This is a genomic window from Ruegeria sp. C11 (assembly GCF_056537725.1).
The window spans coordinates 163,654-186,210 of the sequence record NZ_JBQFSB010000001.1 but is presented as its reverse complement, the minus strand read 5'-3'; the positions used below and the strand labels follow the sequence as shown (position 1 = coordinate 186,210).

25 protein-coding genes are annotated in these 22,557 nt (G+C 58.7%); 12 read left to right on the top strand and 13 right to left on the bottom strand.

All coding sequences use genetic code 11. The features are described from left to right. The first annotated feature begins 19 nt into the window (after positions 1-19). Positions 20-922, top strand: a complete 903-nt coding sequence (locus tag ACR0NA_RS00965; RefSeq protein ID WP_480725299.1) for an EamA family transporter — start codon at positions 20-22, stop codon at positions 920-922. Here the strand turns inward: ACR0NA_RS00965 and ACR0NA_RS00960 are convergent. The 4 genes from ACR0NA_RS00960 to ACR0NA_RS00945 all read right to left on the bottom strand — a co-directional run bounded on the left by ACR0NA_RS00960 (position 919) and on the right by ACR0NA_RS00945 (position 5,201). Further along, positions 919-2,298, bottom strand: coding sequence for a DEAD/DEAH box helicase (locus ACR0NA_RS00960; protein WP_480725297.1), 1,380 nt, complete (start codon positions 2,296-2,298; stop codon positions 919-921). The two genes, ACR0NA_RS00965 and ACR0NA_RS00960, sit on opposite strands and share 4 nt — an antisense overlap. 182 nt (positions 2,299-2,480) lie before the next feature. Next, positions 2,481-3,410 (bottom strand): glycosyltransferase family 2 protein, encoded by a 930-nt coding sequence (locus ACR0NA_RS00955; protein ID WP_480725294.1) that lies wholly within the window; start codon positions 3,408-3,410, stop codon positions 2,481-2,483. Next, on the bottom strand, positions 3,407-3,544 hold the full coding sequence (locus ACR0NA_RS00950) for a hypothetical protein (protein WP_480725292.1): 138 nt from the start codon (positions 3,542-3,544) through the stop codon (positions 3,407-3,409). Before ACR0NA_RS00950 ends, ACR0NA_RS00955 begins: the two co-directional genes overlap by 4 nt. Positions 3,545-3,593: 49 nt before the next feature. Then, positions 3,594-5,201 (bottom strand): peptide chain release factor 3, encoded by a 1,608-nt coding sequence (locus tag ACR0NA_RS00945; protein ID WP_480725290.1) that lies wholly within the window; start codon positions 5,199-5,201, stop codon positions 3,594-3,596. 110 nt (positions 5,202-5,311) lie between these two features. Between ACR0NA_RS00945 and ACR0NA_RS00940 the strand changes: the two genes are divergently transcribed. The 7 genes from ACR0NA_RS00940 to ACR0NA_RS00910 all read left to right on the top strand — a co-directional run bounded on the left by ACR0NA_RS00940 (position 5,312) and on the right by ACR0NA_RS00910 (position 11,712). Next, positions 5,312-5,674: a nuclear transport factor 2 family protein gene (locus tag ACR0NA_RS00940; protein ID WP_480725288.1), complete on the top strand. Its 363-nt coding sequence runs from the start codon at positions 5,312-5,314 to the stop codon at positions 5,672-5,674. Positions 5,675-5,749: 75 nt separating this feature from the next. Then, entirely contained in the window at positions 5,750-6,529 is a 780-nt protein-coding gene (locus ACR0NA_RS00935) for an SDR family oxidoreductase (RefSeq protein ID WP_480725285.1), read from the top strand. A 2-nt stretch (positions 6,530-6,531) separates the two neighbouring features. Continuing rightward, positions 6,532-7,644, top strand: coding sequence for a hypothetical protein (locus ACR0NA_RS00930; RefSeq protein WP_480725283.1), 1,113 nt, complete (start codon positions 6,532-6,534; stop codon positions 7,642-7,644). A gap of 231 nt (positions 7,645-7,875) precedes the next feature. Beyond that, complete coding sequence (locus ACR0NA_RS00925; RefSeq protein WP_480725976.1) at positions 7,876-8,934, top strand: ABC transporter ATP-binding protein; 1,059 nt, start codon at positions 7,876-7,878, stop codon at positions 8,932-8,934. A gap of 123 nt (positions 8,935-9,057) precedes the next feature. Beyond that, positions 9,058-9,840 (top strand): 5'/3'-nucleotidase SurE, encoded by a 783-nt coding sequence (surE, locus tag ACR0NA_RS00920; protein WP_480725281.1) that lies wholly within the window; start codon positions 9,058-9,060, stop codon positions 9,838-9,840. Beyond that, positions 9,837-10,487 carry a protein-L-isoaspartate(D-aspartate) O-methyltransferase gene (locus tag ACR0NA_RS00915; protein WP_480725278.1) on the top strand — a complete coding sequence of 217 codons (651 nt, stop codon included), beginning with the start codon at positions 9,837-9,839 and terminating at the stop codon, positions 10,485-10,487. The genes surE and ACR0NA_RS00915 overlap by 4 nt, the downstream gene beginning before the upstream one ends. Before the next feature lie 61 nt (positions 10,488-10,548). Further along, positions 10,549-11,712, top strand: coding sequence for a LysM peptidoglycan-binding domain-containing protein (locus ACR0NA_RS00910; protein ID WP_480725276.1), 1,164 nt, complete (start codon positions 10,549-10,551; stop codon positions 11,710-11,712). A 50-nt stretch (positions 11,713-11,762) separates the two neighbouring features. On the opposite strand, the gene ACR0NA_RS00905 is transcribed toward ACR0NA_RS00910, so the two are convergent. Together ACR0NA_RS00905 and ACR0NA_RS00900 are read right to left on the bottom strand one after the other, a co-directional pair. After that, positions 11,763-12,434: a helix-turn-helix transcriptional regulator gene (locus ACR0NA_RS00905; protein WP_480449773.1), complete on the bottom strand. Its 672-nt coding sequence runs from the start codon at positions 12,432-12,434 to the stop codon at positions 11,763-11,765. A gap of 21 nt (positions 12,435-12,455) precedes the next feature. After that, the gene (locus ACR0NA_RS00900; protein WP_480449772.1) at positions 12,456-12,761 is read right to left on the bottom strand and encodes a hypothetical protein; all 306 of its coding nucleotides are present in this window, start codon (positions 12,759-12,761) and stop codon (positions 12,456-12,458) included. A gap of 220 nt (positions 12,762-12,981) precedes the next feature. Between ACR0NA_RS00900 and ACR0NA_RS00895 the strand changes: the two genes are divergently transcribed. The 4 genes from ACR0NA_RS00895 to ACR0NA_RS00880 all read left to right on the top strand — a co-directional run bounded on the left by ACR0NA_RS00895 (position 12,982) and on the right by ACR0NA_RS00880 (position 15,538). Further along, the gene (locus ACR0NA_RS00895) at positions 12,982-13,197 is read left to right on the top strand and encodes a twin-arginine translocase TatA/TatE family subunit (RefSeq protein ID WP_074734275.1); all 216 of its coding nucleotides are present in this window, start codon (positions 12,982-12,984) and stop codon (positions 13,195-13,197) included. Between the two features lie 6 nt (positions 13,198-13,203). After that, positions 13,204-13,662, top strand: a complete 459-nt coding sequence (tatB, locus tag ACR0NA_RS00890) for a Sec-independent protein translocase protein TatB (RefSeq protein ID WP_170652223.1) — start codon at positions 13,204-13,206, stop codon at positions 13,660-13,662. Beyond that, positions 13,659-14,579, top strand: a complete 921-nt coding sequence (tatC, locus tag ACR0NA_RS00885; RefSeq protein ID WP_170652226.1) for a twin-arginine translocase subunit TatC — start codon at positions 13,659-13,661, stop codon at positions 14,577-14,579. The genes tatB and tatC overlap by 4 nt, the downstream gene beginning before the upstream one ends. A 116-nt stretch (positions 14,580-14,695) precedes the next feature. Further along, on the top strand, positions 14,696-15,538 hold the full coding sequence (locus ACR0NA_RS00880) for an ATP-binding protein (protein WP_480725271.1): 843 nt from the start codon (positions 14,696-14,698) through the stop codon (positions 15,536-15,538). A gap of 83 nt (positions 15,539-15,621) precedes the next feature. Here ACR0NA_RS00880 and ACR0NA_RS00875 read toward each other — a convergent pair whose 3' ends face one another. The 7 genes from ACR0NA_RS00875 to ACR0NA_RS00845 all read right to left on the bottom strand — a co-directional run bounded on the left by ACR0NA_RS00875 (position 15,622) and on the right by ACR0NA_RS00845 (position 22,555). Continuing rightward, the gene (locus ACR0NA_RS00875; protein WP_170652230.1) at positions 15,622-16,266 is read right to left on the bottom strand and encodes an SDR family NAD(P)-dependent oxidoreductase; all 645 of its coding nucleotides are present in this window, start codon (positions 16,264-16,266) and stop codon (positions 15,622-15,624) included. A 42-nt stretch (positions 16,267-16,308) separates the two neighbouring features. Beyond that, complete coding sequence (locus tag ACR0NA_RS00870; protein ID WP_480725268.1) at positions 16,309-16,557, bottom strand: hypothetical protein; 249 nt, start codon at positions 16,555-16,557, stop codon at positions 16,309-16,311. 326 nt (positions 16,558-16,883) lie between these two features. Beyond that, positions 16,884-18,404, bottom strand: coding sequence for an amidophosphoribosyltransferase (purF, locus tag ACR0NA_RS00865; RefSeq protein ID WP_480449769.1), 1,521 nt, complete (start codon positions 18,402-18,404; stop codon positions 16,884-16,886). A gap of 720 nt (positions 18,405-19,124) precedes the next feature. Beyond that, positions 19,125-19,694, bottom strand: a complete 570-nt coding sequence (locus ACR0NA_RS00860) for a CvpA family protein (RefSeq protein WP_480725264.1) — start codon at positions 19,692-19,694, stop codon at positions 19,125-19,127. Between the two features lie 39 nt (positions 19,695-19,733). Then, complete coding sequence (gene radA / locus ACR0NA_RS00855) at positions 19,734-21,098, bottom strand: DNA repair protein RadA (RefSeq protein ID WP_170652238.1); 1,365 nt, start codon at positions 21,096-21,098, stop codon at positions 19,734-19,736. A gap of 73 nt (positions 21,099-21,171) precedes the next feature. Continuing rightward, a complete protein-coding gene (locus tag ACR0NA_RS00850) occupies positions 21,172-21,936 on the bottom strand; it encodes a kinetochore Spc7 family protein (RefSeq protein WP_480725262.1) in 765 nt (254 codons plus the stop codon). A gap of 169 nt (positions 21,937-22,105) precedes the next feature. Then, positions 22,106-22,555: a paraquat-inducible protein A gene (locus ACR0NA_RS00845; RefSeq protein ID WP_170652242.1), complete on the bottom strand. Its 450-nt coding sequence runs from the start codon at positions 22,553-22,555 to the stop codon at positions 22,106-22,108. Positions 22,556-22,557 lie beyond the last annotated feature (2 nt).

The window sequence follows — 22,557 nt, the reverse complement described above, 5'->3', positions numbered from 1 at the left end:
TGACGACAAAAGGGAAGCCATGAGTTTATGGATTCCCGTCACCATTGCAGCCGCACTGTTTCAAACGGTGCGGTTTATGCTTCAGAAATCGCTAAGTACCGTCAAACTGTCCGCCGCCGGTGCAACCTTTGCGCGGTTTGCCTATTCAGCACCGCTGGCGATGCTGGGGCTAATAGTGGTTCTGAGCACAGGTGATATGGATTTGCCGCCGCTGTCTGCGCGGTTCTGGCTGTTTGTGGCGATCGGCGGTACAGCACAGATACTTGCCACCATCTGTGTGGTTGCCCTGTTCAAACAGCGTAACTTTGCGGTCGGTATCACCTTTAAGAAAACCGAAGTCATCCAGACCGCCATAGTCGGCTTTCTGATTTTGGGCGACAGCATTTCGCTGGGGGCATTTGCCGCCATTCTTCTTGGCCTATTGGCCGTTTTGCTCTTGTCGAAAACGCCCGGAGGTGACGGTGCCTGGTGGCGGCACCTGACCAATCGCGCCTCGCAACTGGGGCTAGGTTCGGGCGTCCTGTTCGCTTTCTCTGCGGTCAGCTATCGTGGGGCGTCCCTGCAACTGGGTGATATCGATGCGTGGTTCCGGGCATTGGTGACCCTAGCGGCGGTGACCTCTTTCCAGTTGCTCAGCATGGGGCTGTGGTTGCTGTGGCGGGATCGCGCTGAATTGCGCGCGGTCTGGGATACGCGCCGCACCGGGGTCTTTGTCGGCCTGACCAGTCTTGGCGGGTCCTTCTGCTGGTTTCTGGCGTTCACCTTGCAGAATGCAGCTTATGTCAAGGCGATGGGGCAGGTGGAGTTGATCTTCAGCCTCATGGCCTCGACCCTGGTGTTCAGGGAATCCATCACCCGGCGCGAGATCGCCGGGATCGCGCTGCTGGGCCTGTCTATCCTGGTGCTTGTTCTGGCGATTTAACCCGCGCGGCGCTCATCAAAGCTGAGGGCGATAAAGCTGGGCAAATGATCACCCATGCCGACCACACCGCCGCCACCGTTATCGTTTCGATCCCGGTTGCGGCCTCTGGGCTCCTTGCCTTTGCTGCCTTCGGCGGTCTTTCGGGACCTCGGTGCTTTTTCCGGCTTGGTGGCTTTGTCAGACTTGGACGTGCCAGATTTGGGCGCGTCAGCCTTCTTTTCTTCTTCCTTAACCGGGTTTTCCAGACGTGGGATGACCTTCTGGATCAGCTTTTCAATCGCGTCCAGTGCCTTTTCATCCCGCGGCGAGCAGATGGTGATGGCCTTGCCCTCACGTCCGGCTCGACCTGTGCGGCCAATGCGATGCACGTAATCCTCGGCGTGGCCTGGAACGTCGAAGTTGAAGACGTGGCTGACAGACGGGATGTCCAGACCGCGCGCTGCGACGTCCGAAGCGACCAGCAGGCGCAATGTTCCGTCGCGGAATCCATCCAACGTTTTCATGCGCTGCGACTGATCAAGATCGCCATGGATCGCAGCGGCGTTGTAGCCATATTTCTTCAGCGACTTCATGCAGATATCGACATCGCTTTTGCGATTGCAAAAGATGATGGCGTTGGTGCACTTGTCGCCTTCGGCATCAATCAGTGCCCGCAATGCCTTGCGCTTGAGGCTGGCCTCACGATCACGGCGTCCGGCTTTGAACATCACGACACCCTGTTCGATGGTTTCCGAGGCAGTCGCCTGACGCGCAACCTCGATCCGTTCCGGGGCGGACAGGAATGTGTCGGTGATCCTTTCGATCTCGGGCGCCATGGTGGCCGAGAAGAACAGGGTTTGACGTGTAAACGGCGTAAGTGAGAAGATGCGTTCGATATCTGGGATGAAACCCATGTCGAGCATGCGGTCGGCTTCGTCCACCACCATGATCTGAACACCTGTCAGCAGCAGCTTACCGCGTTCGAAGTGATCCAGCAGGCGACCCGGCGTGGCGATCAGGACGTCAACGCCGCGATCGATCAGCGCGTCTTGTTCCTTGAAACTGACGCCACCGATCAGCAGCGCCTTTGTCAGTTTCAGATGCTTGGCGTAGGTGTCGAAGTTTTCCGCCACCTGTGCCGCCAGTTCCCGTGTCGGGCACAGTACCAGCGAGCGTGGCATGCGTGCCCGCGCGCGTCCCCGTGCCAGCAGGGTGATCATTGGCAGCGTAAAGCTGGCAGTCTTGCCCGTTCCGGTCTGAGCAATCCCCAGAACATCGCGCCCTTCAAGGGCCGGAGGGATTGCGCCTTCCTGAATCGGGGTGGGTGTTTCGTAGCCGGATTCCTCAATGGCTTTGAGGACCTTCGGGTTCAGGTTCAGTTCGTTAAATTTTGTCATGTATGTCCGGTTCATGCGGACACTGACCTGGCCCGCGCGTCTGAAAAGTGCCGGGCCCGGATGGCCATGCGCCCCATGCGCGTTTCGGCTTGGGCGGGACATAACAAAAACGTGGGGCAGGGTCAAATGAAGACCACTTAACCTGATTGGCATCGTCTCTGTTTGCGATTTTTCGCAACAATTCAGACGCTTTCGGGAAAGTGTTTCGCCAATTTCCGATCCAGATTCAGCGGCCTGTGCCGGATCATGCCGAGGTCCTCAAGCCGTGTGCGGACGTCTGGATTTGCACCGCTGATCTCATCGTAAAATTTGCGCAAACCCGCCTCACCGCCGTCTTCTTCGATCCCGTTGAGAAGTTCGTGCATGTTCAGACCGCCGGATTCGCGCGGGACATTGGGGGCCATATCAGCCTGATAGGATCCGCGCGCCAGACGGAACCGGTAATGCGCTAGCCAGTGGTCCCAGTCAGGGGCGTGCCTATGGCACAGGTCTACCTGCGGCAATTCGGTGTCGCAGGGCAAGGGCTGTCTGAACTGGTACAGATTGTGGATGCGAAAGCTCAGCTTCGGCAATCCGGTTCGAGCGAACAGTTTGCCCTGAAGGTGGCTGAAAAAACCGCCCCGAACGAACTCACCGTAATTTGGATAGATCGACTGAACCAACGCCGCACGTTCGGGTCCGGCCGGAATGAAGGCTTTGTACAGATCCTCACCGCCCGCCAGGGCTTCTAGCGGACGAGCCCGAACGGCGGGGACTTCGGGAGGCACGGCGGCCAGCAGGTCGGCTATGGGTGTCAGCGGCCACAGAAATTCGTCGATGTCGATATGGGCCAGCCAGTCCAGATCGGTGTTCCGATAGGTGAACGTGGCGTTATCGGTCTGCCGAACCTGATGTTTTTCCGGACGTTTGCGTCGTCGGCTGTCCCAATAGGCATCGTCGCAGACACGCGCCTTGATTTTGGGATGCTGGCGCAGAGAACTGAGAGCAGTATCGTTGGGTTCGTCGAGAAACAGGTAGAGAGTATCCGCCCCGAGGTCGAGGTGATAGGCCGCAAAGCGCAGGATTTCCTGTGCTGACCCCCGAACGGTTGAAACGATGCCCCACGTGGTCATACGCTGCGCCGCTGCGTTGTGTGCTTTGTGGTTGCAAGCGTTTGCAGTGATCTCGCGGCTGAAACTGGCTGCCCGCCCTTGCGAACAGGGGCAAAGGCCAGCCCGCCGGGATAGGTGAGGTCATTGTCGCTCATGTGCGCAGGATTGCACGGTCAAGATTGTCCGTGCAATCAGGCAGTTGCGTCACGTCATCATCTCTTTGGTCGCGGTCAGGTTCAGGTCCGGATAGTCGCGGACGACCCGGTCGATGTCCCACTGAAGGCGGGTCAGATAGACGATGTCGCCGTCATGGTCATGGGCGATGTGCTGCTTGTTGGCGTTGACGAACTTTTCGACCTCGGCCTTTTCTCCGCTGACCCAGCGGGCCGAGGTGAATTGAGATGCTTCAAACCGCACCGGCAGGCCGTATTCCATCTCGATCCGGCTGGCGAGCACTTCGAATTGCAGCGCGCCAACGACGCCAACGATAAAGCCCGAACCGATTGAGGGTTTGAACACTTTGGCAGCACCTTCTTCGGCAAACTGCATCAGGGCCTTTTCCAGATGCTTGGCCTTCATCGGATCGCCCGCGCGAACACCCTGCAGCAGTTCTGGCGCAAAGGACGGGATGCCCGAGACGCGCAGCGCTTCGCCCTCGGTCAGGGTGTCGCCAATACGCAGCTGGCCGTGGTTGGGGATGCCGATGATGTCACCGGCCCATGCCTCATCCGCCAGTTCCCTGTCAGAGGCGAGGAACAGCACCGGGTTCGAAATCGCCATCGGCTTCTTCGACCGCACATGTGTCAGCTTCATGCCGCGCTTGAAATGGCCGCTTGCCATCCGCACGAAAGCCACACGGTCGCGGTGCTTGGGGTCCATGTTGGCCTGCACCTTGAAAACAAAGCCTGCAACTTTCTTTTCGTCAGGTGAAATCTGACGCGGTTCAGCGGACTGAACTTGTGGTTGCGGGCCATAGGCGCCGATACCCTCCATCAGTTCCTTGACTCCGAACGAGTTGATGGCCGATCCGAACCAGATCGGGGTCATGTGCCCCTCAAGCACCGCTTGCGGGTCGAGCTTGGGCAGCAGTTCGCGCGCCATCTCGACCTCTTCCAGCAGTTTCTCCAACAGATGCTCGGGTACGTGCTCGGCCAGTTTGGGATCGTCCAACCCGTTGATTTCGATGCTTTCCGCCACTTTGTTGCGGTCGGCGCGGTCCATCAGCTCCAACCGGTCGCGCAACATGTCATAGCAGCCGATGAAATCGCGACCCACGCCGATGGGCCACGCGGCTGGTGTGACGTCGATGGCAAGCATTTCCTGAATTTCGTCGATGATTTCGAACGTATCGCGGCTTTCGCGGTCCATCTTGTTACAGAAAGTCAGGATCGGCAGGTCACGCAGGCGGCAGACTTCGAACAGTTTCTGCGTCTGGCTTTCCACACCTTTCGCGCCGTCGATTACCATCACCGCCGCGTCCACCGCCGTCAGGGTGCGATAGGTATCCTCGGAAAAGTCCGAGTGACCGGGCGTATCCACCAGATTGAACCGGAAGTTGTCATAGTCGAACGACATTGCCGAAGCCGAGACCGAGATACCGCGATCTTTTTCCATCTGCATGAAGTCCGAACGCGTCCGCCGTGCCTCGCCCTTGGCGCGCACCTGGCCGGCCATCTGGATGGCGCCGCCGTACAGCAGGAACTTTTCGGTCAGCGTCGTCTTGCCCGCATCCGGGTGCGAGATGATGGCGAATGTTCTGCGCCGCGCAATCTCGGGCGGCAATACGGGTTGGTTCGTGGCGGTATCAAGCATGTGCGCGCGTATAGGCGTGGAATCCTGCCGAGGCAAGACAAAGGGGGGTGGTTCGAATCATGTGGCTATGGCAATAAGAACATATAGTGAACAAATGATGGAGTGGACCAATGAATTTGAAAGAAATCGCTGACGAGCTGGTGGCTGGTTGCCGCGAAAACCGGGCCAAGGAGAATCTGGAAAAGCTCTATGCGCCGGATGCGGTCTCGGTCGAGGCGATGGACATGGAAGGCATGGGGCGCGAAACTCATGGGCGCGATGCTATTCGTGGCAAGCACGAGTGGTGGGAAAGCGCGCATGAGGTGTCGGGCGCATCGGTCAGCGATCCGTTTCCCCATGGCGATGACCGCTTTGCCGTGATCTTTGAAGTGCAGGGAAAGGTTAAGGAAACCGGCGAGGCATTCGATATGCGTGAAGTGGGCGTTTATCACGTCGCTGATGGCAAGATTGTCCGGGAAGAGTTCTTTTATTAAGAGCTGACTGCAATTCTGGCCTTCTTTGACGGGGCGGTGTTAGACATGCGGGCAACGACTGTCAGGGAGGGTCAGATGGACCTAGGAATTCAGGGAAAACGTGCGCTGGTCAGTGCCAGCAGCAAGGGGTTGGGTCTTGGCTGCGCCGAGGCGCTTGCGGGTGCTGGAGTCAATCTTGTGTTGAACGCGCGCGGCGCCGAGGCGCTGGAGGCCGAAGCGGCGCGGTTGCGGTCCGAGCACGGGGTTGAGGTGCAGACCGTCGCTTGCGACGTAACTTCGGCCGAAGGTCAGGCGCAGGTGATCGAAGCCGCACAGGGCGTTGATATTCTGGTCACAAATGCCGGTGGCCCACCGCCCGGGCTGTGGTCGGACTGGGATCGGGACGATTTCATCAAGGCGCTGGATGCCAACATGCTGACACCGATTGCATTCATGAAGGCATTGTTGCCGGGGATGATCGACAAGGGCTGGGGTAGGGTGGTGAATATCACCTCGCAATCCGTGCGCGCGCCGATTGCCGCGCTTGGCCTGTCCAATGCGGCACGCACGGGGCTGACCGGGTATGTCGCGGGTACTTCGCGGCAGGTGGCGCCGCATGGAGTGACGATTAACAATCTGCTGCCGGGCATTCACGCCACGGACCGGGCGGATTCGTTGGACGGTGGCGTAGCGGCGCAAAAGGGGATTTCCGTGGACGAGGCGCGCGCGGAACGTGCCGCGACAATCCCTGCGCGCCGCTATGGCACGCGGCAGGAATTTGGTGCGGCCTGCGCGTTCCTGTGTTCGCAACATGCCGGTTTCATCGTTGGGCAGAACATTCTGTTGGATGGTGGCGGTACCAACCTGACGATGTGACGATGGCGCAAAAGTTTTCACTGAAAGATCAATTGTTTAATTCCGAAAAGACCCGCTATCTGGCGGGGCTTTTCGCCGAAGCTGAGCCTGGGTTTGATGCCGCGGTGTTTCAGGCGCAGGTCATGGATCGCCTGCCGGAGCTTGAGCTGAAGGAACGGATGGCGTGGATCGCCACCTGTCTGCAGGCGGCAGTTCCGGGTGAATTGCCAGAGGTTGCCCCGGTGATCCTGCGCGCCCTGCCGCCGCCACTGGACCCAAACAAGACGGATGATGATTTCGGTGATTTTATTTTTGCGCCGCTGGGTGATTGGGTTGCAGCGGTTGGTCTTGAGCATCCTGCGCTGGCGCTGGATGTGATCGAAGAGCTGACCCAGAGATTTTCGATGGAATGGACGATCCGTCCGTTTCTGAACCAATGGCCGGATGTAGTGATGGAACGGATGCAGGAATGGTGCCTGCATTCCAGTTACCATGTGCGCAGGCTGGTCAGCGAAGGTACCCGGCCGCGCCTGCCCTGGGGAATGGCGGTTGGATTGGAACTGAACGATCCGCTGCCGTTGCTGGACCGGTTGCACGGAGATGGGACGCGATATGTCACGCGGTCCATTGCAAACCACTTGAACGACATCGCAAAGAAAGACCCAGATATTGTTCTGGATCGTCTGAAGGGATGGCGCGACGAAAATCGCCAGCGCCCTGACGAATTGCAATGGATGACCTCCCATGCATTGCGCGGGTTGGTGAAGGCCGGCCACCCCGAAGCGATGAAGTTGCTTGGTTTTGACCCTGATGCTGATTTTACAGTTTCGATCAGTCTGGACGGAGAGGCCCGGATCGGTGATGCGCTGGAATTTTCAGTCGACATCGAGGGGCAGGACGAACAGCCGGTTCTGGTCGATTATATTATTCATTTTCAGCGCCCTGGCGGCAAAACCTCAGCCAAGGTTCACAAGCTGAAGCAAGCCAAGGTAAAGGGCGGCGGCCTGAGGTTGGAAAAACGGCACAAGCTGAAGGGTGATGCGACGACGTTCAGGCTGGTGCCGGGGGCGCACAGGCTTGAGATACAGGTGAACGGACGGTTACGTGCAGGCCTGGATTTCGAACTTTTGGAATGATCCGATCCGAAATTGCACGACGGGTGTTTCTGTGAAGTCGACAAGTTTCTACTCGGGTGAGACTAACGGGGTCGTCGTTGCACATCCGCGATCTGGTGGCGCACCGTGGTTCGGTTGCTGCTGACGCCTTGCGCCTGAGGGGATGGGTTGTTATCCCCGCGCAAGCCCGATGGATTTGATCGGGAAAGGCAATGGGGTCCATCGGTGACGGATAAGGCAATTCCTCCGCGTCTGGAAATCCGCAATCTTGTGTGCCGTTTTGGCGGGCGCACAGTCGTTGACGACGTTTCGCTGAGTATTCAGGCCGGTCAGGTAACCTGTCTTTTGGGGCCGTCCGGGTGCGGCAAATCTACGACGCTGCGGATGATCGCCGGGGTCGAGATGCAGGATTCCGGCGAAATCTATGTGGACGGCAAGCTGGTCTGCGACACGGTGTTTCGTGTGCCGCCCGAGCGGCGCGAAATTGGCCTGATGTTTCAGGACTTTGCCCTGTTTCCTCATCTGAGTGTTGCCGACAACGTGGCCTTTGGCCTCAAAGGCGCCAAGGATGAAAAACGTGCGCGGGTCGAAGAACTGTTGGCCAAGGTCGATCTGATGCGCTTTGTCGACGGGTTTCCACATCAGTTGTCGGGAGGGGAACAACAGCGGGTTGCCCTTGCGCGTGCTCTGGCGCCACGCCCGCGGATCATGTTGATGGACGAGCCGTTTTCGGGCCTCGACAACCGTTTGCGTGATGGCATTCGGGATGAAACGCTGGCCATTCTAAAAGAAGAGGATGCCGCTGTTCTACTGGTCACGCATGAACCGGAAGAGGCCATGCGCATGGCTGACGAGGTCGCGTTGATGCGGCGTGGCAAGATCGTTCAGCAGGGCGCGCCCTACAACGTCTATACTCGTCCTGTAGACAAGGAAGCGGTCGCTTTTTTCAGTGATCTTAATATCTTGCAGGCGCAAGTTAACGGAGCTTTGGCGGACACGCCGTTTGGACAGTTTTTAGCACCGGGCATTCCGGACGGCACAGATGTCGAAATCGTTTTTCGCCCTCAGCATGTGAAACTGGATTTCGACAGAAACGGTAAGGGCCCGATGCCCACGCCGAGCGATGGTGTGCCTGCACGGGGTGTTGTCGAGCGCGCTCGGTTTCTTGGCAACGAAAGCCTTGTGGAATTCCGTATGGATTTCGACGGCTCGGTCCTGAAAGCCACTGTGCCGAACGTCTTTGTGCCACAGCCGGGGCGGGTGATGTGGCTGACGGTGCGGCGCAACCGTTGTTTCGTGTTTCCGGCCTGAGGCGGCGCATTATGTAGTTTCCCGGCAAGTGGTGCGCGAATGCCGCATATTGCGCGCAGGGTCAGCTTGCCGCGACGCGGGGGCGGGTCTATCAAGGGCGAAACCGCGGGTGGAGCAGGCTTTATGCGAATTCTTCTGACAAATGATGATGGTATCAACGCACCGGGGCTGGCTGCGCTGGAAGGCATTGCGCGTGATCTGGCAGGTCCGGACGGCGAAGTCTGGATCGTTGCGCCTGCGTTCGAACAATCCGGTGTGGGGCATTGCATCAGCTATACCCATCCGATGATGATCGCCAAGCTGGGTGAACGCCGCTATGCCGCCGAAGGGTCTCCGGCTGACTGCGTTTTGGCGGGGCTGCATGACGTGATGAAAGACAATCCACCGGATCTGGTTCTTTCCGGCGTCAACCGGGGCAATAACTCGGCCGAGAACACGCTGTATTCCGGTACGATCGGCGGCGCGATGGAGGCGGCGTTGCAAGGGTTGCCCGCGATCGCGCTTTCGCAATATTTCGGCCCACGCAATCTGGGGTTGGAAGACCCGTTCGAAACCGCGACGAGGTATGCGGCGGATCTGATCCGGCGCATTCTGGATACGACACCCGAGGAGCAATCGGATTACCGGTTGTTTTATAACGTCAATTTCCCGCCGGTTCCTGCTGGTGAGGTTCTGGGAACGCGTGTTGTTCCGCAGGGCTTCCGCCGGGACACGCATTTCGGGGTTGAACCACACAGCTCGCCATCGGGCCGTCGTTTCCTGTGGATCAAGGGTGGTTATCAGCACAACCCGACTGCGCCGGGAACAGACGCCGCAGTCAACCTTGAAGGCTATATCTCGGTGACGCCGATGCGGGCGGATCTGACCGCGTATGACGCGCTGGAGACACTGAAGACGATCGAATGAGCGGACCAAGCCCTGAAACAAAAATGCAGTTTCTGTTTGCCCTGCGGTCGCGTGGGGTGACTGACGCGCGCGTGTTGGCCGCAATGGAGCAGGTCGACCGCGGTCAGTTCGTCAAAGGGCTGTTTTCCGAACGCGCCTATGAGGACACGCCTTTGCCCATCGCCTGCGGGCAAACGATCAGCCAGCCGTCTGTGGTGGGACTGATGACGCAGGCTCTGGAAGTGCGCCCAAGAGATACGGTTCTGGAGATTGGCACGGGCTCGGGTTATCAGGCAGCAATTCTGTCGAAACTGGCGCGCCGGGTCTATACGGTCGAGCGCCACAAGCGGCTGGTGCGCGAAACCGGTCAGCTGTTCCGGGACCTTGGGATGACGAATATTACGGCAATGTTGTCCGACGGCTCACATGGTTTGCCTGAACAGGCGCCGTTTGACCGTATCATCGTGACTGCGGCCGCCGAAGATCCGCCCGGGCCGCTCTTGGCGCAGCTGAAAATCGGCGGTATCATGGTCTTGCCCGTGGGCCAGTCGGATGCGGTGCAGACCCTGATCAGGGTCAGACGCACTGAAACCGGTCTGGACTATGACGAATTGTTGCCCGTCCGCTTTGTTCCCCTGATCGAGGGGCTGGGTAAGGACGAGGCTTAGAAAGTTTCTGCTTTATGTGCCGAAACCCCGGCCAACAGGGGCGGCCTTTGAGGATAGAGAGATGAGAGCAGTTTCAAAATCAGGTATTTTTCGCCCTGCGACCACGGTCGCGGCCTTGATGGTTCTGGCTGCTTGCGAGGGGCCGCTGGACTACGACCTGCGCGGTCAGCTGGGTGGTTTTTCCACCACCAACGCTGCGCAGACCGCCAGCACATCCAGCCGACCGGCACCGGATGCGCGTGGTGTGATAACGTATCCGAACTATCAGGTTGCGGTCGCAAAAAGCGGTGACACCGTCAGAGACGTCGCGGCGCGTGTAGGTCTGCCCGAAGGGGAACTGGCGCGATTCAACGGGTTGTCCACAGACGATGCGTTGCGAGAGGGCGAAGTGCTTGCCTTGCCGCGCTCGGTCGGCGGGGCGGCAGGCACTGTCGATATTGAGACTATCGCTACGACAGCCATCGATTCCGCTCCGGGCACGGAAGCGGTGCAGACGACAACGCTGGAACCGGCCAAACCTGCGCCTGCGCCGGTTGCGTCCGGCCCGGAACCCGTTCGACACAAGGTCAAGCGCGGAGAGACGGCCTATACCATTGCGCGCCTTTATCAGGTGCCGGTCGAATCCCTGGCGGAATGGAACGGGCTGAGCTCGGATTTCATGGTACGCGAAGGGCAGTTCCTTCTGATCCCGGTCAAGAATCAGGCCGCGCCGCAAGCAACCGTGGCCCCGACGGTAGTCGAACCGACGTCGCAGCCGGGGCAGGGGTCTCAGACGCCAACGCCACCCAGTGCGACGCAACCATTGCCCGATGAAAATATCGCGCCGCTTACACCTGCGCCCGATGTGACGGCAGAGGCGCCCAGTGGCGCGGCAAATTCGGCGCTGGCGCTTCCGGTGTCCGGCAAGATCGTTCGGCCCTACAACAAGGGTAAGAACGAAGGCATCGATATCGCGGCAGCGCCGGGTACCGCAGTGACTGCAGCTGAAGCGGGGACCGTGGCGGCAATCACTGCTGATGCGGATCAGGTGCCGATCGTCGTGGTGAGGCACAAGAACGACCTGCTGACGGTTTATGCCAACGTCGATGCGATCTCGGTCAAAAAGGGCGATCGGGTCAAGCGCGGGCAAAAGATCGCGTCGCTGCGCGGCGGTGACAACGCCTATGTGCATTTCGAAGTGCGTCAGGGGTTCGAGTCGGTCGATCCCGAGCCCTATCTGAAATAACGCATATGGGAGTCATTGTTCCCGCGAAGGTGTGCCGGGATCAAAATCCGTCAGGCGTCTGGATCATAGTCGGCCAGACGTTTGCCGGGTTCATCGGCAAAGACTTCAGGCAATGGTGCGACGGCCTCGATCAGATCAATCCGGAACACGCGGAACGCGTCACGCAACTCGCACCACGCGGTCAGTGTCCAGACGCGGCCCCAATATTCCATGTGCAGCGGGCGGATGATCCGGTCTGTGGAAACCCCGTCGATCCGGCGGTAGGACAGACGCAATTTCTGGCGTGATTTGATTGCGGCCCGGATCGGAGCCATATGGGCCAACCCACGCGCGGCATCGGCAAAGGGGTAGACCGCGAATTTCCAGGCATCAGCTTCGGCGACAACTTGTGTCGGCAGGACGGTATCAATCTTGTCGGCCAGAGATTCCGCTGCAGCTTTGAGGTCGGGATCGGCGGCCTCGGCCACAATGGCCATCCCGAGGTTCAGCGCCTCTAACTCGGCCGGAGTCAGGTTGAGCGGGGGCAGGGTGATCTGTTCGCGCACCATGTAGCCCACACCGCGTTCGCCCTCGACCGGAACGCCCGAAGCGACAAGTGTGTCCATGTCGCGATAGATCGTGCGGACCGACACCTCAAGCCGGTCCGCGATATCCTGCGCGCGGTGCAATTTGCCGTCGCGCAGAATCTGGATGATATCGAACAGACGGTCAGTGCGGCGCATGAAACGCCGTCCGGACCGTCTTTAGGCGGTCATGTTCCATAGCACGTTCTCATGACGCATCTGGACGCTGTCGGGGTTGATTACCGCCATCAGAGCCGGGGCAAAGTCCTGTTGCGGGAATTGCGCGGCGGCATCTTGCGCGGCCTTCATGTCTTTCCAGATGACATAATCGGTCCAGCGGCCATCCTCACCCTGACTCAACTGGCGATGGGCAAAGCCGGGGGCGGCGCGGACAAAGGCCTCGGACGCCTGGCTGAGTTTTACAAACTCTTCCGGGGTGGTCCCATTTGCGAGGGTAAAGGTGACGATTTCTGCGACGTGGGTCATTTGAGTCTCCGTTGACCAGGTTTCGATGCCTCTTCCTAGTCACCTTCAACTGACATAAACCTGTCAGTTGAAGAAAGCGAGTCCCCAAAAATCGCGCGATCACATCAATTTTGAACGCCAATTTGATCTGCTTCCCTTTTGTGGGCGGCCATGGGGGCGTAAACACAGGTCGAAATCGAATTCCCGGCGCGCACAGCGCCGACGCAAAAGGAGAAAAGACATGCTCAACAATATCGGTCTTCCCGGTCTTCTGCTGATCGCCGTTGTGGTGCTGGTTCTGTTTGGTCGTGGCAAAATCAGTTCGCTGATGGGCGAAGTGGGCAAGGGCATCACCTCGTTCAAAAAAGGCGTCAAAGAAGGCGCGGACGAGCTGGAGCAGGATGCTTCGGAACTGGCCAAGGACGTTACGCCCGAGACCGACAAGGACAAGGTCTGATCCGGCATGTTTGATCTGGGCTGGACCGAACTTCTGGTCATTGGCGTCGTCGCCCTGATTGTGGTGGGGCCAAAGGACTTGCCGGTGCTGTTCCGCAACGTCGGCCGCTGGGTAGGCAAAGCCCGGGGTATGGCGCGCGAGTTCAGCAACGCGATGAACGAAGCGGCGGACGAGGCTGGCGTGAACGAGATCCGCAAGGGTCTGAACGCCGCGACGAATCCGGTCGGTACTGCAATGGACAGCGTCAAGGAAGCGGCGCAGGACATGGCGAAAAGCATTGATCCAACCAAGTTCGACTCAGAAAGCGAAACCGGCAAGCTGGCCGCTGAACGGGCCGAGCAAGCCAAGAAAATTCAGGCCACCACTGCCCGCGCCGCTGCGGAACGGAAAGCCCAGGAAGCCGCTGATGCGCTGGCCAAGGCCGAAGAAGCCGAGGCTGCACTGAACACTGAAAGCAAGACATGACCAACACCGACGAGATCGAGGATTCCTCGGCCCCATTGATTGAGCATCTGGCCGAGTTACGCACGCGGCTGATCCGCGCGGTCATTGCGTTTATTGTCGGCATTGTTGTGGCGTTCACAGTTGCCGAGCCGATCCTGCAGTTTTTGGTGCAGCCAATCGAAGCAACTTTGCGCGAACTGGGTGATCCATCACCGACACTGCAATACACCTCGCCGCAGGAATACCTGTTTACGCTGTTCCGGATTTCCATGGTTTTCGGGTTTGCATTGGCGTTTCCGGTGATTTCGTATCAGCTTTGGCGTTTTGTGGCGCCGGGGTTGTATCGATCTGAAAAGGGTGCGTTCCTGCCGTTTCTGATCGCGTCACCGTTCATGTTCCTGCTGGGCGCGGCCTTTGCTCAGTTTGTGGTCACGCCATTGGCGATGCAGTTCTTTCTGGGCTTTGCGGACGTCAGTTCGATTTTTGCCAACCTTCTGTCGGCGACAACCGGTGATGTTCCGGAAGAGATCGTGGTCGTTCCGGAAACCACTGAAGGTGTGAAGATCACGTTCTTCGGCAAGGTCAACGAGTCGCTCGATATTACGCTGAAGTTCATCCTTGCCTTTGGCTTGTGTTTTCAGTTGCCTGTTTTGCTGACGCTTATGGGCAAGGCCGGGCTGGTCAGCGCCGAGGGGCTGGGCAGTGTTCGAAAATACGCGATGGTGGGCATTCTGGTCTTGGCCGCGCTTGTCACGCCGCCGGATGTGATCACTCAGATCATCCTGTTTGTTGTCGTCTATGGCCTTTACGAAGTATCGATCTTCCTTGTCGCGCGGGTCGAAAAGAAGCGCGAGGCGCAATTGCGGGCCGACGGCTACTACGACGATGAAGAGGCCGAGGATGAGGCCATGATGGCAGAGTCCGAATCTGACAAGTAATCAATTCGGACAATCAGAAAGCAGGCGCACCGTTCCCGGTGCGCCTTTTTCTTTTGAGCCCTTGTTGTGAGCGGCGGAACATGGTTTGAAACCGGCCAGTCAGACCGGAGGAGCGCATGGACGACCAATCCCTGAACCGTATCGCAGAAGCACTGGAACGGATGGTCCCGGCGCCGCTGGCCGCGCCTGATTTCAATTCCGCCCCGGCATTCGTGTGGCATGTTGAACCGGATCGGCTGGAACCGGTGGTGCAGGTCAACCGGGTAGATCTGGACCTGCTGGTGGGCATCAACCGGTCCCGCGATACTCTGTTGGACAACACCCGCCGGTTTGCAGCCGGGTTCAAGGCCAACAACGCACTGCTCTGGGGAGCGCGCGGCATGGGGAAATCCAGTCTGGTCAAATCCGTGCACGGAACACTTCAGGCTGAACATCCCAATCTGAAGCTGGTCGAGCTTCAGCGCGAGGATATGGGTTCGGTCGCGCGTCTGCTGAACCATCTGCGCGCCGCGCCCTACCGATTTATCCTGTTCTGCGATGACCTTTCATTCAGTCACGACGATCAGCATTACAAGTCACTGAAGGCCGTGCTGGACGGGGGCATCGAAGGAAGGCCCGAAAACGTGGTGTTTTATGCCACCTCAAACCGTCGCCACCTGATGCCGCGCGACATGATCGAAAACGAACGTTCCAGCGCCATCAACCCCTCTGAGGCGGTTGAAGAGAAGGTGTCGCTATCGGACAGGTTTGGCCTGTGGTTGGGTTTTCACCCCTGCGATCAGGATGAATATCTGGCAATGATTGACCGGTATTGCGCGGCGTACGGGGTGCAAGCCGAACCCGAAACCCTCCGCGCGGAGGCCATCGAATGGCAGGCAACGCGCGGCGCCCGTTCAGGACGTGTTGCCTGGCAGTTCTTTGTCGATCTGGCAGGGCGCAACGGCGTTCATATCCAATAAAAACAGTCGAACAGGCTGCGCGAACCGCAACTTCTTGTCGTTCCAGTTATGGCTGCCAGAGGCATGGCCCGGAACGGGCCATCCTACAACAGTGCAAGAATGCGCTGTGCCTCGTCTGCCGGTTTGGCGAGAACCGATCGGTCTTCACCGGGATGGAAACGGGCCCGCAAAGCGGTCGCCATGGGCTCTGGTTCGACGATTTTCACGCGCGGGCCGGTGCGTACCGTTTCGGCGGCCCAGCTGCGTGCCAGCGCCATCTGCGACGCCTTGGTTGCGCCATAGGTGCTAAAGAATTTCTCGCCCGCCTTCGGGTCGTCAAAAAACACAGCCTGTCCCGTTTCGCCCAAAAGCGGCGCAACATAAGGGATCAGAACCGAAGTGGCCGTCGCGTTCACGTCCACCGACTTTTTCCAGTCCTTGGGGTCGATAAACGGCGCAGGGGTCAGGGGGGCGGTGTGGATAGCCGTGTGCAGCCACAGATCCAGTTTGCCCCACCGATCATGAATACCACGGCACAGCGTGGCCATCGCGTTGGGATCAGTGATGTCCATCGGTGCCAGTGTCGCGGATCCGCCTTTCGCCTGAATGCGATCGTCCAGTTCCTCCAGCCCGCCGGTGGTGCGGGCAACGGCGATGATATGGTATTGGGGTGCCAGCGCCTCGGCCAGGGCTGCGCCCAATCCGCGTGAGGCCCCGGTGATGAGGGCAAGTTTGGTCTGATCGGTCATAGGCGGGGTTTGAACCGATGTGCGCGAAGCGTCAAGTCAGGATCAGCGTCCCGGGATGGCGATCCGCCTTGTCTGGCCGCTTTGTCGCAGCATGACGCCGTGCTCGTCGATCGCAACGACTGTGCCCGAAGCCACGCGGCTGCCCGGTTTAACCTCTTTTACTCGGCCAGATGACAGGCGCATCAGCGCCCGCATGTTGGTTTTTGAGCCAAAGACTCCCAAAACGGAAACCGAGCTCTTCTTGAGCGCGCCCTTTTGTGTGGCCGCGCTTTTGACGGTGGCGTTTGACATGGTTCGTGGCCCGAACAGCATTCGGACCCCTTGTTTTATGAGTGGTGTTAGCCGGCGGTTACCAAATCGGGCAGGGGAACAAAAGCCTTGTCGGGGGCGGTAATACACCAGGCGGTGAGCGCGCAGGGAAGTCTTTGCAAATGCAATCTGTTCATCGATGAGTTGTAGGCGGGAATGTACCGAAAGGTACTCAACAGGTATTACAGATAACGGGCGTCAGAGTGTTCCAACGCCCGTTCGGGATGTCGATTCGCCGTCTTTGGTTCAGGTCCGAACCTTTGGAATTTCCGGCAGACGCCTCGAAATCCGGTTATAGGTAGACCGTTTCAGCCAGAAGCCAGTTTTGCAGCATTCCACGACCCGCCGACGACTTGCATGTCCTGTTTCTTTTTGCTTGCGCGGCTGCTGTTTTCCAGACTGTCCAGATACTCGCCGTCGACGCCGGTTACGTAATTGCCGTCAAAGCACGAGCAGTCGAAGGCCTCGATCTCGGGGTTGCCTTCCTTGGCGGCCCAGATCAGATCGTCAAGGTTCTGATAGAACAGCGCATCCGCGCCCAGTTCCTGCCGGATATCCTCGATCTCTTTGCCATTGGCGATCAGTTCATGCCGTGTGGGCATGTCGATGCCATAGACATTGGGATATTTCACGGGGGGGGAGGCGCTGGCGATATAGACCTTCTTTGCACCGGCCTCGCGGCACATCTGCACAATCTTCTTGATCGTGTTGCCGCGCACGATGGAATCGTCGATCAGCAGCACATTATGCCCGGCAAATTCCAGCGGCACGGCGTTCAGCTTGCGGCGCACGGATTTCTGCCGTTCCTCCTGGCCGGGCATGATGAAGGTACGGCCAACGTAACGGTTCTTTACCAGACCCTCGCGGTAGGGGATGCCGGTGATCTTGGCGGCCTCCAGCGCGACGGGGCGGGCGCTGTCGGGGACAGGGATGATCCGGTCGATCTCAAGCCCCGAATCCTGAATTTGCTTCGCCAGCGTCTGCCCCATGCGCATCTGGGTCTTGTAGACCGACACGCCATCCAGCAGCGAATCCGGGCGGGCCAGATAGACATATTCGAAAATGCAGGGGGTCAGCTTGCCTTCGACCGCCTGGAATTCATGCATATTGCCGTCGAGGTCGATCAGGATCGCTTCGCCCGGGTTCAGGTCGCGCAGCTTGTCGAATCCGTTGATGCCAAAGGCCACGTCCTCGGACGCAAAGGCATAATCGTCACCGTCCCCGGGAGCCTCGCGCCGGGCCACCGACAGCGGGCGGATGCCGTTGGGGTCGCGGAAGGCCAACATGCCGACGCCAGCGACCAGACAGATCACCGAATAGGCCCCCTGCACCCGCTCCATCGTCATCTTGACGCCCGCAAACAGGTTGCGGATCGGGTCGGCATTGCCGTTCACCTTGATAGCATCGGCCACCTTGTCGGCCAGCACGTTCAGAAGGACCTCGGAATCCGAGGTAGTGCGCAGGTGGCGGCTGTATTTTGCAGTGACCTTCTCGCGCTGTTCTTCGGTGTTGGTGATATTGCCGTTGTGAACCAGATAGATGCCGTAGGGTGCGTTGACGAAGAACGGCTGTGCCTCTGACGCGCTGAGTGACCCGGCGGTGGGATAGCGCACATGCCCGATCCCGACCTTGCCCAATAGCGTTTCGGCGTCGCTGGCACCAAACACGTCCTTGACCAGACCGTTGGCCTTGCGTTCCCGGAAAAACTCGCCCGTATAGGTGACGATACCCGAGGCGTCCTGACCCCGGTGCTGCAGCATCAGCAGCCCGTCATAGATTTCCGCAAAGACATCATCTGTCCTGTTTGCGATCCCCAAAATCCCACACATATACGGGCTCCAATTTCTATGACGTTGTTACGCTGAGTTTGACCGGCTTTTCGGATCGGTTTGTCCACCCGTCAGGGACCTTGCCTGCAAGTGGGGCTGTTTCACATGCCCAGACAACTGATATCACTGCGACGAGCGCACATGAAAACAGAAAGAACAAGACCGGCAGCTCCGATTCCGTGGCGGGTTTGGCACTCACATAATGCCTCAGACGGCCCATGTCACCAAAGGATCACATTTGTTGCAGCCGCAACATGCGTGAAAGCCGATAATGCGCAGACTTTGCCAACAAATAATGACAAAACAGACGGTATGTGCTGTCATATTGTGGAAGTGGTCTTGAATGGGTGATCAGCGGGCAGGCAGGACGTACCGATGTGGGAACACAAGCCGCAAGGACGTAAGGACGAGCCGGTAAAAAGGCGGTGCCATCGGTGCCGCGGGTTGGGGCGCGCTCCTTGTCAGATTTGCAATGGAACCGGGCAGGTATTCAAGGGCACGGATATCTATGGCAACAGGCAATACAATCAATGCAGCGGGTGTTTTGGCCTGAAAAGCACCCGGTGTTCGATTTGCGGTGGTGAAGGATTCATCAACAGTTGAGCGACAGAGCGGCCGGGCAAAACGTCTTGGGTCCAAATGAGAATGCCCGGCATAAAGCCGAGCATTTGTGAAACAACAACGAACCTGCGATGGCGTGTCTGTCGGTTCCGGCTGTGATTATTGTTCCTGAAGGCCTTCGTTGCAGCTGCCGACCAGTTCTTCGTACTGGCGGGTGACCCAGCCAAGGGCGGCTTCGGGGTTCTGCTCTTCGATCTTGTCGCTCATTTGCTGAAAGACCTGAGCGGAACGGCTGTCATCAACGATCGTGTAATTCTGACCGGTCATCACGGTGTCGTAGACAAAGAACGCGATAGCCACCAACAGAATGCCGCGTGCGATGCCAAAGAAGAATCCGAGCGCCTGATCCAAACCGCCAAGCGCGGAACGTTGCACCAGCGAAGAAAACAAGGGCGTAAAGATACTGACAACGATCAGAGCAACAGCAAACACCGCCGCGAAAGAGGTGATGACGGCCAGTTCACAACTGTCGCGCAGGAATTCTCCTACAACCGGTATTTCCTTGACCAGAGGCATTGCCTGAGGCGCAAAGATAAACGCAAGAACGGCTGCCGCCACCCATCCGGCGATCGCGAGAACTTCACGAACGAGGCCGCGGGAATAGGCCAGCAGGCCCGATAAGACGACGATCAGGGCAACGACCCCGTCAATTATTGTAAAACCTTCCATGGCCCTCGCCTGTTCTTTTTCTGCCCCTCGGACGGGATACTACCCCGCTCCGAAGGTTTCGCCAACAAACCCCACCAAATCGCTGGGCCGGGTAAGTGACAGACCTGCCACAGTACCGGTCTTGCCGCCTGCCGGAGCGATTGCCGCTGTGAAACCAAGTTTTTGCGCTTCTTTCAACCTGTTTTCGGTCTGAGGGGCGGGTCTGAGGGCACCTGAGAGTGAAATTTCACCAAAAACCACGGTATCGGCGGGCAAGGCGGTGTCTTCTCGTGCACTCAACAGGGCGGCGGCGACTGCCAGATCGGCCGCAGGTTCGGAAATTTTCAAACCACCAGCGACATTTAGATATACATCCAGCCCCGCAAAAGGGATGCCGCAGCGGGCTTCGAGCACGGCGAGAATCATGGCCAGTCGGCCGCTGTCCCAGCCCACGACGGTGCGCCGCGCCTGTGAATGAGGAGAGGGTGCGACGAGCGCCTGCAATTCGACCAGAACCGGGCGCGTGCCCTCGATCCCGGCAAAAACGGCCGAGCCGGGGCTGGGCGCACCACGTTCGGACAGAAATAGGGCCGAAGGGTTGCGAACCTCGGTCAGCCCGCCGCCAGTCATTTCGAAGACGCCGATTTCGTCAGCGGGACCAAAGCGGTTCTTGACCGCGCGCAGGATGCGGAACTGATGCCCGCGCTCGCCTTCAAAGTACAGGACGGTGTCCACCATGTGTTCCACCACGCGCGGACCGGCGATCTGGCCTTCCTTGGTGACATGACCGACCATGACGATTGAAACCCCGTGTCGTTTGGCAAACGTGGTCAACTCGTGCGCCGCCGCGCGAACCTGACTGACCGAGCCGGGAGCGCTGTCCACATTATCGGCCCACATCGTCTGGATCGAGTCGATGATCGCCAGACCCGGCTTTTCGGCCTCGAGCGTCGTGAGGATGTTGCGCAGGTTGGTTTCAGCGGCTAGTTGGACCGGCGCATCGGTAAGACCCAGTCTCCGTGCCCGCATACGGACCTGAGCGCTGGCTTCTTCTCCGGACACATAAATCGTTTTGAGGCCGGACCGCGCGAACCGCGCCGCAGCCTGCAGCAAAAGGGTGGATTTGCCGATACCCGGATCACCCCCCACAAGTATTGCCGAGGCAGGCACCAGGCCGCCGCCCAGCACCCGGTCCAACTCGTCCACGCCGCAGATTGTGCGCGGCGGCGGGGCTTCTTCGGTGGACAGATCGCCAAGCGGCACGGGCTGGCCGCGCCTGGCGCCAAGGGTTTTGGACGCGGGGCCGGAGGACAGGGGAACATCCTGAGAAATGGTATTCCATTCGCCACATGCGTCGCACCGTCCGGACCATCGGGAATGCGCCGCACCGCAGGCAGAGCAGGAGAATGATTTTGTCTTAGCCATGCGGCCCTTGGTGCACGAGGAAGGGCTGTTCTTCAAGCCCTTGCGGGCGGTACGTTCTCAGGCCGAGCGCGACCTATTCAGCCGCGCGGGGGGATGGCATAGCAATGATGCTGGCGGCTGTTGGATCAGTGCCGTCCGGCGGCGGCTGAAGCTGAGCCGACAGTTCTGGAAGAAGTTCGAACAACTCATCCCTGAGACGTCCAAGTTGCGATTTCGCGATCGATTCCTCGATCTCGACATCCCGTGTCCACTGGCGCAATTCGTGCATGATGATCTGCGCCTCTTCGATACGCTCCTGGAAAAGTTCGATTTCTTCTTGCCGTTGCTTCAGGAACGTGCGTGCCCGGTTCACCTTGGTTTCACCATAGACGTCAGCTAGTTCGTGGCTGATCTGGCTCATCTGTGCCGCCAGTTCCAGCACCTCAGGTTCCAGCCCCTGCAGGTCGGGGTGATCGCGCATGAAGGCCATCCTCTCTTTCACTGCGTCGAATTCGGAAGCCAATGAGAACACACCACTGCGGTCAGCCGCATGGGCCACCTGATAGGCATTCACGACGTCCTGCATTTGCAGGGCAAACTTTCGGTGCGCATTTTCCAGCGCCATCATTCGCCCGTTGGCAGGCAGATAAAAGGCCAGCATCAGGATCAGGCAGGTCACGCCGATCTGAACATAGGCCCCCGCATTGGGTATTGCGGTTTCTCCGATCCCGGCCTGCATCGAAAGCCATGGCCAGATGCCAACTGCCGAGAGAAGCGTAGCCGTCACGGAAAACAGAGCGGCGGCGCAGATGAGGAAAAATGTTATGCGTAGGAAGATGCTTTGAAGCTGCAGTGTCATTGTGTGGAAGGCGGCCATAGCTGTCCTTCTCCTTTCGAAACCGGCTTTGAACCGGACCCGGAGCGGAGAGTGCATGTGCCAAACAATACGATCCGCGACGGATCCATAACTAATAATAAACAGCTGCTCGAATAGGGATGATCGTACTCAAATTATTGAATTCGATCAATCAGGCCTGATCATTTCGTGATTTGAGTTGCATTTCCGTAATGTGACCCAACGCGATGGAGGCCAGAATGCATCCGGTAAACAGATAAAGGCCCCATGCGGTTTCGATGGTCGCGTAGGAAATGCCCTTGGCCAGCGTGATATAAAGCGCGATCAGAAAAATGTCGGCCATGGCGAGTTTGCCGAGGATGTGCAGGGCGGGTTGAACCCGTGCGTCCAGCAGATCCCATTGGATCAGCGCGGTGCCGATTGTTTTCATGTAGGGCGCAAAAAGGGCAAAGGCGGTGACGACCAACGCAAGGAAGACATCCGAGCGCCAGAGGGATTGCAAGCCGGTGATCACGCTGATTTCGCTTAGGCCGAAGATCGGCAGCAACCCAGCGCGCATCAACGGGGCGAACCACGCGATAGGGTAGAGGATCAGGAGTGAGAGTGTGGCGAGACGAAGCATGT